Consider the following 11,411-nt stretch of genomic DNA (forward strand, 5'->3'; position numbering starts at 1 on the left):
CCGCTCGGTTCCGCCGTCCGCTGCCCACCGGTCGGCCCGTCGGCCCCACGCCCGGCACCTGGTGCCCCTCCGCGCGGCGGCCTCGCCGGTACGGTGGCGCTCTTCCCAGCGGTCCCCGAGGAGGGGCGAAGGCCGCCGCGCACTCGAACCCGGAGGTGAGGTATGGACGACAAGCCGATGCTCAGGTCGGGGCCGATCCGGTACGCCGAGGCGGAACGCTTCGCACCGCCCCGCCCGCCGTCCGCCGGCGGGGCGCGCCCTCCGGGCGGCCGGATCTGCCCCCAGCCGCCCTCCCGGCTCGACGCGGTGATGGGCCCGCCCCACGACCGCCGCCCGCAGAGCGAGGACTGTCTGCACCTGACCGTCACCACGCCCGCCAGGGACGACGGTGCCCGGCCCGTGCTCGTGTGGCTGCACGGCGGCGGCTTCAGCAGCGGTGGGGGAGTCCTGGACTGGTACGACGGCGGCGCGCTCGCAGCCGAGGGAGACGCCGTGGTGGTCGGCGTCAACTACCGCCTCGGCGCCCTGGGCTACCTCGTCCTCGACGGGGTCAGTGACGGCAACCTCGGCCTTCTCGACCAGTTGGAGGCCCTTCGCTGGGTCCGGGACCACATCGCGGACTGGGGCGGCGACCCCGGCGACGTCACCGTGTTCGGACAGTCAGCGGGCGCCCTCTCGATCCGGCTGCTGATGGCCGTGCCCGAAGCCGACGGCCTCTTCCGCCGCGCCCTGCTGCAGAGCGCGCCGCTGCCCATCGCGGCCCGCCCGCACCAGCAGGCCCGCGACATCGGACGCATGTTCGCCGACCACCTCGGCTGCGACCCGCGCACCGCGACCCCCGAGGCGCTGCTGGCGGCGCAGGGCCGCACCGCCGCGGACCACCAGCGCCGCTCGGGCAGCGCTCTGGAGCCCCCGTTCACCCCGGTGACCGGAACCGCGCCCCTGGCGGCACCCGAGCCCGGCCTCACCGCGCGCGCCGGCGAACTGGACGTCATGTACGGGTGGAACGCCGAGGACATGTCCGCCTTCCCGCCACTGCCCGGCGAGACCGGTACGGTCGCCGAGCGGACCCGCCAGGTCTACGGGACGCCGCTCGCCCACTTCGGCGGGCAGCTGCGGCGGGCCGGGGCCCGCGTCCACGCCTACCGCCTCGACTGGCGTCCCGCCGGGTCGCCGCTGGGGGCCACCCACTGCGTCGAACTGCCCCTGCTCCTCGGCTCCCGTGACGCGTGGCGCGGCGCGCCGATGCTCGGCGAGACGGCCTGGGAGGACGTCGACTCCTTCGGCCGCGCCGTCCGCGCCTGCTGGCTGGCCTTCGCCCGCACCGGAGACCCGGGGGCCCTGCCCGCGCCGCTCGTGTCCGTCAGCCCGTGAGGTGCGGCAAGTGACCCGCCGCAGCGCCGGGGCTACCAGGGGCGGATGGACCGGGTCCCGGTGCGGCGGCCCTGCTGGTCGAGCAGGTGGCCCATGCGCTTGACCGTGCGCAGACCGACGATGCGGTCGGTCACGGTGAGGGACGGCAGCCGGGCGCACAGGGCCGTCTCGCGGCGCTGGATGTCGCCCACACCGGGCAGCCAGAGCGTGACGAGGATGTTGTCCCGCCCCGTGACGGCGGCGACCAGACGGCACTCGGCCAGTGCGGCGAGCGTACGGTGAACGGCGTTGACGTCGCGGGCCGGTGCCCGGCCCAGAAAGGTGACGGGCACGGGCAGGCCCGTCAGTTCGTCCGCCATGTCGCAACGGAAGACGATCACCCCCGACTCGGTGAGGCGGCGCAGCCTGCGCCGCACCGTGGCCGGGCTCGCGCCGGTGTGCTCCGCGAGCGCGGCGAACCCCGCTCGCCCGTCGCGGACGAGGACGTCGAGGAGAGCGTGGTCGACGTCGTCCAGGCCGACGGAGGAGACCGGGTCGCGCGGCCGCGCCCCGGCCCTTCCCAGCGCCGCCAGCTGGCCCGCGTCCAGGGAACGCAGCCGCCAGCGGCTCGCCTCGAGAGGCAGGGACGTGGTCAGGAGCGTGTCCACGCCGGTGACGCCGGGGAGTCGCTCCAGGCGTTCGAGGACCAAAGCGGTCAGTGACGGCAGGTCGGGCGCCAGCACGTCGAGCAGCAGCGCTGCCGAGCCGGAAGCCGTCAGCTCGACCGTGACGACCTCCCGCAGGCCGGCCAGCCGCTCGGCGAGCCGGCCGCGGGCACCGGGGCGGCAGCGCACCAGCACGAAGGCGGAGCAGCGGGTGCGGGAGAACTCCCGCCCCGGCGCCGCGTACACCCAGGCCAGCCCCGCACCGGTCAGCCGCTCCCAGCGCCGCGCCAGAGTCCCGGGCGTGACGCCCAGGGGCGGCGCCAACTCCGCCCAGGACGCCCTGGGGCGCAGTTGCAGTGCGTGGACGAGAGCGAGATCCAGCTCGCTGGCGACGACCGTTTCCCGCATGTGTACCGGCTCTCGTGCACGATTCCGACGAACTGACCGGACCTTGCGGCCGGTGCCCGCACAGTAGCCGCCACATCGGTTTCCAGCCACCAGAAGGGGTGAGGCAATCGTGGCCGCAGGCATCGGTTCGGGGCGGGGACTGCTGGCGACCATGGCGGTCGTCGTGGTGTGCAGCGGAGTCGTCCAGGGCTATCTCACTCCGCTGCTGCCGGGCATCGGAGCGCACCTCGGCATCGGCAGCGTCGGCCAGAACAACCTCTACCTCCTCTCCCAACTCGCCTTCGCTGTGCTGACGCCGCTGCTCTCACGCCTGGGCGACCTGTACGGACACCGCAGGGTGCTGCGGGTGTCCGTCTCGATGGTGACGGGCGGCTCGCTGCTGATGGCGGCATGGCCCGCCACGGCCACCCTGGCCCTCGGAATGGTCCTGCAGGGGGCGGTGGTCGGGTTCTTCCCGCTGCTCGCCGGCATTCTGCGCTCGCGGGCACCCGAGTTGGGCCTCACCGGGATGTCCGTACTGGTCGGGGCCCTGCTCGTGTCGATCGGCGGCGGCGGCCTCGTCGCCGGGTCGCTCAGCGAGGGGCATGCCGTGGCCGGGCTGTGGACGGCCGTTCCGCTCAGCGCGGCGGCGCTGACCGCCGCGCTCGTGCTGCCCGAGGGCGCCGCGGCGCGGGGCGGGCACTTCCACTTCGGGGCGGCGGCCCTGCTGACCCTGGGGCTGGTGGCGCTCGTCCTCGTACTGGCGCAGGGCTCCACCTGGGGCTGGACCACGCCCGCGTCCTGGGGCACGGCCGCGCTGGCGCTCGTGCTGCTCGCCGCCTGGGTCGCGGTCGAACACCGGGCGGCGCACCCGCTGGTGAAGGTGCGGCTGCTGCGCGGCTCGCGGCTCGCCGTGGTCAACGTGCACACCTTCTGCCTGGCCTTCGGCACGATCGGCTTCCTCGGCGCGAACGCGGTCTTCCTCGGCACCGACCCCGACGAGGCGGGCTACGGCATGGGCTGGGGCTCGCGCACGATCGCGCTCGTCTCACTCGCCATGGTCGCCGTCGGCTGCCTGGGCTCCACGGCGACACCGCGGCTGGCCCGGCGCGTCGGCGACCGGGCCATGCTCGCCCTCGGCGGCGCCGTGTGCGCGGCGGGATTCCTCACCATGACCGCGGGCGGGGGCGCGGCCGCCCCCTACCTCGTGGGCGCACTCCTGGTCGGCCTGGCCAACGGCATCTTCGAGGCGGTCACCAGGACCCTGGCAGCGGAGGTCGTCGCCGAGGACGAGACGGCGCTCTCCGTCGGACTCAACGAACTGGCGCTGTCCCTGGGCGCGGCCATCGGCGCCGCCGTGATCGGGGCCCTGTTCGCGGCGCACCGGGCGGCGCCGGACGGCCCGCTCACCCTGGCGGCCTTCCGCTGGAGCTGGACCGTGTGCGCCGGTGTCGCCCTGCTGGGAGCCGCCGCCGGACTGGCCTTCCGCCACGGCACGGCCGAGCGCGGACCCGCGCCCGCACACCCCGCAGGCCCCGCACACCCCGCACACCCCGCGCGCCCCGCAGACCCCTCACGAGCGGAACAGCCCCTCGCACGGAACGGAGACGCGGCATGAAGAACCCGACGACACCGGCGGCAGGGCCGACACCGGCGGCAGGGCTGACACCGGCGGCACGGCCGACGCCGACGGACGGACGCAAGGAGCCCAAGGGGAATGACGAGTACGACGGGTGCGCCGGGCACGACGGCAACGGATGGGAGGGGTGCGACGGGTGCGAGGGACGCAGCGGGTGCGAGGGGCACGACGTGCGCGACCGGCACCTGCGCGATCTGGCCGGCACGGTGTCAGGCGCCGTCGAGAAGTGGCGCCCCCGGCTGCTCGCCCTGAGCCACAGCCTGCACGCCGAACCTGAGACCGCGCTCGAAGAGCACAGGTCGGCCGCGAAGATCGGTGACCTCCTCGACGAGGCGGGCTTCGCGGTGACCCGCGGCGTGGCCGGACTGCCGACCGCGCTCGTGGCCGACCACGGCACCGGAGAACTGACGGTGGCCCTGTGCGCGGAGTACGACGCGCTGCCCGGCATCGGACACGCCTGCGGCCACAACGTGAACGGCGCGGCGGCGATCGGCGCGGCGCTGGGCCTGGCGGCCGTCGCCGACCGGATCGGCGTGCGCGTCCGACTCGTCGGCACGCCCGCGGAGGAGGACGTCGGCGGAAAGGCTCTGCTACTGAAAGCCGGCGTCTTCGACGGCGTGGCGGCGGCCATGATGGTGCACGCGGCGCCCGCCGACACGGTCGGCGCCTCGTCGCTGGCGATCGGAGCCTGGGACGTCACCTTCCACGGCAGGCCGGCCCACGCGGCGCTGGCCCCCTGGGAAGGCGTCAACGCGCTGGACGCGATGACCGTCGCGCAGACCGCGATCGGCCTGCTGCGCCAGCATCTGGCGCCCGGCACCCTCGTGCACGGGATCGTCACCGACGGCGGTCAGGCGGTGAACGTCGTGCCCGCGCGCACCCGGGCGCGCTACGAGCTGCGGGCACCCACGGCCGAGCAGCTCACTCACCTCAGGGCGCGCGTCCGTGCCTGCTTCGAGGCGGGCGCACTGGCCACGGGCGCGGAACTCGAACTGGCGCAGCACGGCGAGGACTTCGCCGAGCTGCGCCAGGATCCCTGCATGACCGAGGCCTACGTGCGGGCGGCGCGCGCCCTGGGGCGTACGCCCGAGCCCCGGCACGGGGAGCTGATGGCCTCCACGGACATGGGCAACGTCTCCCACGCCGTCCCCACGATCCACCCGACCATCGGCTACGAGACGCACGGCGCCCTCCAGCACACGGCCGAGTTCGCCGCACACGGCACGAGCGAGGGAGCCGACCGTGCCGTGCTCGACGGGGCGCTGGCGCTGGCGGGCGTCGGCGTGGAGCTGGCCACGCACGAGGCGCAGCGCCGCCGCCTGCTGGACGGCGTGGCGCGCCGGACGCGGGAGGGCGCGCGGCCCTGACCGGCGCGCCGCCGGGTCAGCGGCCGAGCCGCACCCGGTGCACCTGGTCCTCGCCCGCCGGGCCGGAGCCCGACTTGTCCACGACGTAGGCGGCGGATCCGGAGACGGTGACGTGGTTCGGGTTCGCCCCCGTGGCCAGCGTCTCGACGACGGTGCCGCGGCGCGGGTCGACGACGCTGACGTCGCCTGCCGTGCGGTTGGCGGCCAGCACCCGGCCCGAGCGCGGGTCGGTGGCCACGGACAGCGTGCCCTCCCCGGTCGGTACGGACCTGGTGACCTCGCCCTTGCGCAGGTCCACCACGGAGACGGTGCCCGCCTCCTGGTCGGCGGTGTAGGCGGTGCGCCCGTCGCGGGAGAGGGCCACGGAGATCGGACCGTCACCCGCGGGGAAGGTCGTGGGCTCCTTGGCGTGCGGGGAGACGGCGAGGATGCGGTCGCCTTCGAGGTCGGTGGCGTAGACGGTGCCGGTCCGCTCGTTGACGGCGAGCCCCGCGGGGGAGGAGCCCTCGACCGTGACCCGCTTGGTCTCCTTGTGGGTGCGGGTGTCGAAGGCGACGAGGGTGCCGTCCCCGAAGCCGCTGGCCCACGCCGTGTTGTGCCGCTCGTCGACGACGACCTCGCGGGCGTGCTCGACGCCTTCGAGTGTCGCCAGGTGCTTTCCGTCGCGCTGGCTGTAGACGGCCACCGAGTTGTCGCGGGTGTTGGTCGCCCAGACCGTGTTGTGCTCGTCGTCCACGGCGACGCCGTAGACCGCCTCGACGGCGCCGGTCGCCGGGTCGGTGACCGGGGGCTGGAGGGAGTCCTTCACCTTCAGGGTGCGGGGGTCGACCTTGAGCAGTGCGGACTCGGTCACCGGCGGGCGGCCCACGGCCGAGGTGGTCCACAGCACGTGATTCCGCTCGGAGTACGCGGACTGGTAGAGGCCGGATGTCAGTGGGGCGGAGGTGACGTGCGAGCCGCGGTGGTGGGCGGGCTGCGCGGGCGCGGCGGTGGCGGTGGCCGTCTGCGTCAGCGTGCTGCCGGCGGCGAGGGCCACGGCGACGGCGGCGGTACGGCGGATACGGCAGGTCAGAGTGGTCATGCTGCGTCGGTCTCCTCGGTGTGCGCGCCTCCTGGGTGGAGGCGGACAAGAGCTAAATTAGCTTAGCCTTACCTAAGTTTCATCCTCCGGGGTAGGCTGCTTCCCTCTCGCACGCCGCGCCACCCGGAGCCCAGCACCATGACCACCACCGCGCCCCCCGAGGGCGCACCGCACCACCCGCCCCGGCTGCCCCGCCCCCAGCCGGTGCCCCGATCCCCGCGGCCAGGCCTCCCGTTGCCGGGCCCCACCGCCACCGCCGCGGCCCTGGAGGAGTTCTGGGCCGACGTCCGCCGCCGCGGCACCCCCCACATCGGCCCCGACCCCCACGGCAGCGCCACCCACCGGGCCGTCACCTTCCTGTGGCGCGGCACGCCCACGACCCGCGCCGTGCACGTGCTGCCCAACAAGCTCGCCGACCCGCGCGCCCCACAGGACAACCTCATGGAGCGGGCGCCCGGTACCGACATCTGGCACTGGACCCTCCGACTGCGCCACGACTGGCGCGGGACCTACGACCTCTTCGTCGACGAGGGCGACGGGCCCGCGCCCACCGACCCGGACTACTGGCCCTGGCTGCGCACCCGGCGCCGCACCGACCCCCGCAACCCCCGCACGCTGCCCCGCCGCTGGGGAGGCGATCCGGTGCCCTACGCCGAACTGCCCGCCGCTCCCACGGCCGCCGACTGGACCCCACGCGCCGACGTGGCCCACGGCACGGTGACCGAGGGAGAGGTGGCGAGCGCGCACCTTTCCGCCACCCGGCGCGCGTGGCTCTACACCCCGGCGGCCGCCCTGTCCGCCGAGCCGCCGGCCGAACTCCCCGTGCTGGTGCTGCTGGACGGCGAGCACTGGCAGCCGCGGCTCGGCCTCGCGCACCTGCTGGACAACCTCATCGCCGAAGGGCGCATCCCGCCCCTCGCCGCGGTGCTGCCCGACTCGGTCGACGCCGCCACCCGCTGGAGGGAGCTGACCTGCAAGGCCGAGTTCGTCTCCTTCCTCGCCGACGAACTCCTGCCCTGGGCCGCCGGACACCTGCCGATCACCGCTGACCCGGCGCGCACCGTGCTGGCGGGCCAGAGCCTCGGCGGCCTCACCGCCGCGTTCGCCGCGCTCCTGGCGCCCGGCAGATTCGGCAACGTACTGGCCCAGTCAGGGTCGTTCTGGTGGCCTGACGGGCCCGCGGCGGAGTGGCTGACCGGGCGCATCGCGGACGGACCCCGGCTGCCCGTCCGCTTCCGGCTCTCCTTCGGCCGCCAGGAGTGGGTCGCCCTGCCCGCCGCCCGCCGACTGCGCGAGGCCCTCGCCGCCGCGGGCTACTCCGACGCGACCTGCACCGAGTTCAACGGCGGCCACGACTACCTGTGCTGGCGTACCGAACTGGCCGACGGACTGGTGGCGTTGCTCGGCGACGACTGAGGGGCGGAGCGGTCCGCCGGGCGCGGCGCCAGTTGGGCGCGGGGATGCCAACTGGCGATGTCGTCGGGTAACAATGAAACTCACCGCGGACCACGGTCTGGGGGAGCCGCTTCATGGGCACTGAGGTCGAGGGGGACATGTGCGCCTACGCATCGGAGACGAGTCGGCCAACGCGTGCACGGTCGACGGCGGTGGCGACCTCACCGGCCTTTTTGCGGACTGGATTGCCAAGGACCGGGCAGTGGGCCGGTATGTCACCGTCACTCGCGAACGTTCAGGACTGACTGACGGGGGGATGTCCGGAGGCCTGCTGGAGTGGATCGGCCTGAGCTTGAGCGCCGGCTTCTCCACTGCCGGCTTGATCTACTCCCATCTGAACTTCCGCGCTTCTCTTCCGCCGCGGCGGCGGCCGGGCGCGCGGCTGGTGGTCGAGCACAACGGTGTGCGAATGGTGATCGAGGACGGCAGCCCGGAGGACGCAGCCCGCCTCGCTCGTCTCCTGAGCGCAACGCGGGACTGCGAAAGCGACACACCAACTCGCCACTCGGTCCTGGGCGACGAGGACAGTTCCCGGCGGTCGACCAGGGACGACAGGGGGGCGAGTGGTGCTACCTGATCCGCACAAGAGCCGTGCGGTGGTGGTCGGGATCAGTGACTACGCGCACGCCGGGCTGGCTGCCATGTCGGCGGCGGCGACGGGCGCGGCCCACACGGCCCGACTGCTCCGCGACCCCGCGATCTGGGGAGTCCCGCACGAACATGTCACGGTTCTCGGCTCCGAAAGCACGCAGGAGCAGATTCTGACGGCTGCCAGGGACGCCGCCTTGGCCACGGAGGACACGTTGGTGGTGTACTTCGCCGGGCACGGACTACGAGACCAGGCTGAACGCCTGCACCTGGCGCTCGTCGACGCCGACCCCGACTACCCGCAGATCGGCACCCTGCCCTACCGCCTACTCCGCGACCTGATCAGGCAGGCCGGTCACCGGGCCAGGCACAGAGTCACCATCCTGGACTGCTGCTACAGCGGTATCGCCGGTGGAATGTCGCCTGGAGCCCCGACCCGCGACGATCTGGCCGCCGCGCTCGACGAAGACCCCGAGGCGCAGGCAACCGGTGCACACAGCGGGGAGGGGGAGTCTCGTGGGTGGGACGAGAGCGGCTACGGTGACTGCGTTTTGACGTCGGCGCCACCACACAGCCGATCGTTCGTGCGGCCCGGCGCCGCGTTCCCCGAGTTCACGGGTGAACTGATCGCCACGCTGGAAGCGGGCATCTGCGGAGTCGGTCCCGAGATCAGTCTGGAGCACATCTGGCTCAGGGTCCGCGACCGCATGCGCGGTCGCGACAGCCCCGAACCACAGTTGTTCGCGCAGAACAACGTCACACGCCACATTCACCTCCTCAACCGCTCACCACGCGAACGCCGGGAGCGGGAAGCCGCACCCGATCCGGATCCGGGTCCCTCGGCTGCCCACATCGCGGCACGGGATGCCGCCGAGAACGCTGCCCGTACTGTCCCGGACCGCTTCACCAGGATGGGCCTGTTGGCCAGGATTGCCTCCGCGACGATCGCGGTCGACCCCGGCAAGGCGAGACTGCTGGCCGACGAGGTCGTGGAGGCCGGCCACGACACCACCGACCTCTCCCAGAGGGCTCGCCTTCTCACGAGTGCAGCCACCTGCCTGGTCGCTCTCGATCCGCCACGGGCGCGAAGTCTCGCGGAGGAGGGCGAAGAGGCCGTTCTGGGGATGGCGGATCCCGATGCGAGGGCTTCCGGACTGATCGACCTGGCGAGCGCGGTGGTCGACGCGGACCGCGACCGGGCGACCTGGCTCCTGGAGAGGGCGGAGGAGGCTTTGCACGGTCTCCCGGATACGCGGCACAAGGCCGCGAGGTTCCGGACCCTGTCGGTCCTCGTCAACGAGGACGAACCAGCGTGGCGTCAGCGTCTAAAGGACCACTCAGCACACCTCTACAGGGTCGTTGACGAAAGGGAGCGGTTCGAGGAGGACTCGCGCTGTTCGCCGGAAGGCGTGCGCCGGGCCCGCGAGGTCAGATCCAATACCGGCCCGGAGTGGGGGTGGCGGGTGGTGGAACTGGCCACCATCGCAAAGGACGTGGCCCTTGAGCGCCACTACCACCAGGCGGTGGAGCTCCTGGAAGAGGCCGAGAAGGCCGTCCCGGGGATCGTCCTGGATGAAAAGGCGGAGGCTCTGAGCGCACTCACCAAAGCTCTGCCCTTCCTCACACCGGCGGCTGCGACCATCCCCGACCGTGTTGTCGATCTCGTGGGGAGGTTGCGAAGCGTTGTATGGGGTTGCGCCGACGAGGCGCTGGGCGACCGGCTGATCGGCGTCGCGCGGACGCAGGCCGACGTCGCGTATGAGTTGGCCGATAAGGACCCCCGTCGAGCCGTCGGGCTCCTCCGCGTGGCCCAGGCCGTCAAGCCGGAGCTCAACGTCCAACAGCAGCGCCGCTTGGACCGCTACCTCGCGCGCGACCTTGCCCGCGTGGGGGAGGGCCTTGCTCCACTCGACGCCGAGCAGGCGGCAGCGCTCGCCCATGAGTCGATAGCCATCGTCCGGGCGCTGGAGGACGATCTGACCCGAGAGCTGGGGCTGGCTCTGAGCGTGCTGGCTCTGGCCGGCCAGCACCTGGCCGTCGCCGACCCGGATCGGGCGGATGAACTCCTCGCCGAGGCCGAAGCTCTGGCGCACCAACTTCCGGAGAAGCGGAGGGCATTCGTCCTCAAGGACGTCGCGAGCGCGCTGACCACTGCGGGAAGGGACGCCGCGGGAACGGACCCCGCTCGTCTGGACAGGTACGTTCGCATGTTCGATCGCCTTCTTCTGAGCCTTCCGGAGAAGGACAGGAACTTCCCCCGGACAGCCATGGCCTCGACCCTGGTCGTCGCCGGGAAATCGGTGGTCGACAGGGACACCGGCCGAGCGCTCGGCTACGCTCGCGAAGCCGAACGCCTCGCGTGCCAGGTCCCCGCCGAGGACGAGATGCGTGACCATGGGCTGTTTTACGTCGCGAGCCTGCAGGCCGAGGTCGTCAAACACAGACCGGCCCACGCCGACCGCGCCATACGGACAGCCGAAAGCATCACGGACGACGGGTTGAAGTCGGTCACGGTACGCAATGTGGCCATAGCGCTGGCCCCCGCAGACACCGAGCACGCCGAGCGCATCGCCCAGAACGTCACTGACGCCGGTGACAGAGCCGGCGCTCTGGCCGCGATAGCGGAGGCGCGCCGGTAACTCCGACAGCCCCTCCAGGCTGCGGGGACGCTGTGGAGGACCAGGAGGTCGGAGAGGCGCGGTCCTCGGTCCGGCGGTGCTGACCGCAACGCTGGGAAGATGTGGTGTCCGGGCGCGCGACGCGCGGAAGACCGCTGCTTTCCGACGCGCCGGCCACCACACTCTCGGAGTACTCGTTCGGATTTCCGCGGGTGCTGCCTAGCGCTCCCCCGGACGCATCGAGGGCGGCGCCGGCCT

8 protein-coding genes are annotated in these 11,411 nt (G+C 73.1%); 6 read left to right on the forward strand and 2 right to left on the reverse strand.

The window, feature by feature from the left end:
* Positions 1-162 precede the first annotated feature (162 nt).
* Positions 163-1,374: a carboxylesterase family protein gene (locus DTL70_RS05495; RefSeq protein ID WP_114020716.1), complete on the forward strand. Its 1,212-nt coding sequence runs from the start codon at positions 163-165 to the stop codon at positions 1,372-1,374.
* Positions 1,375-1,406: 32 nt separating this feature from the next.
* Here DTL70_RS05495 and DTL70_RS05500 read toward each other — a convergent pair whose 3' ends face one another.
* On the reverse strand, positions 1,407-2,426 hold the full coding sequence (locus tag DTL70_RS05500; RefSeq protein WP_181860793.1) for an Lrp/AsnC family transcriptional regulator: 1,020 nt from the start codon (positions 2,424-2,426) through the stop codon (positions 1,407-1,409).
* 109 nt (positions 2,427-2,535) lie between these two features.
* Here DTL70_RS05500 and DTL70_RS05505 point away from each other — a divergent pair, with 109 nt between their 5' ends.
* On the forward strand, positions 2,536-4,023 hold the full coding sequence (locus DTL70_RS05505) for an MFS transporter (RefSeq protein ID WP_245979036.1): 1,488 nt from the start codon (positions 2,536-2,538) through the stop codon (positions 4,021-4,023).
* Positions 4,020-5,411: an amidohydrolase gene (locus DTL70_RS05510; RefSeq protein WP_114020719.1), complete on the forward strand. Its 1,392-nt coding sequence runs from the start codon at positions 4,020-4,022 to the stop codon at positions 5,409-5,411. Before DTL70_RS05505 ends, DTL70_RS05510 begins: the two co-directional genes overlap by 4 nt.
* A 16-nt stretch (positions 5,412-5,427) precedes the next feature.
* Here DTL70_RS05510 and DTL70_RS05515 read toward each other — a convergent pair whose 3' ends face one another.
* Positions 5,428-6,492, reverse strand: a complete 1,065-nt coding sequence (locus DTL70_RS05515) for a YncE family protein (RefSeq protein WP_114020720.1) — start codon at positions 6,490-6,492, stop codon at positions 5,428-5,430.
* 138 nt (positions 6,493-6,630) lie between these two features.
* Between DTL70_RS05515 and fes the strand changes: the two genes are divergently transcribed.
* From fes to DTL70_RS05530, 3 genes are all read left to right on the forward strand, one after another.
* Positions 6,631-7,908 carry an enterochelin esterase gene (gene fes / locus DTL70_RS05520; RefSeq protein ID WP_114020721.1) on the forward strand — a complete coding sequence of 426 codons (1,278 nt, stop codon included), beginning with the start codon at positions 6,631-6,633 and terminating at the stop codon, positions 7,906-7,908.
* A 139-nt stretch (positions 7,909-8,047) separates the two neighbouring features.
* Complete coding sequence (locus tag DTL70_RS05525; protein ID WP_114020722.1) at positions 8,048-8,524, forward strand: effector-associated constant component EACC1; 477 nt, start codon at positions 8,048-8,050, stop codon at positions 8,522-8,524.
* A gap of 19 nt (positions 8,525-8,543) precedes the next feature.
* A complete protein-coding gene (locus DTL70_RS05530) occupies positions 8,544-11,174 on the forward strand; it encodes a caspase, EACC1-associated type (RefSeq protein ID WP_181860794.1) in 2,631 nt (876 codons plus the stop codon).
* Positions 11,175-11,411 lie beyond the last annotated feature (237 nt).

This window comes from Streptomyces diacarni (assembly GCF_003323715.1).
GTDB lineage: Bacteria > Actinomycetota > Actinomycetes > Streptomycetales > Streptomycetaceae > Streptomyces > Streptomyces diacarni.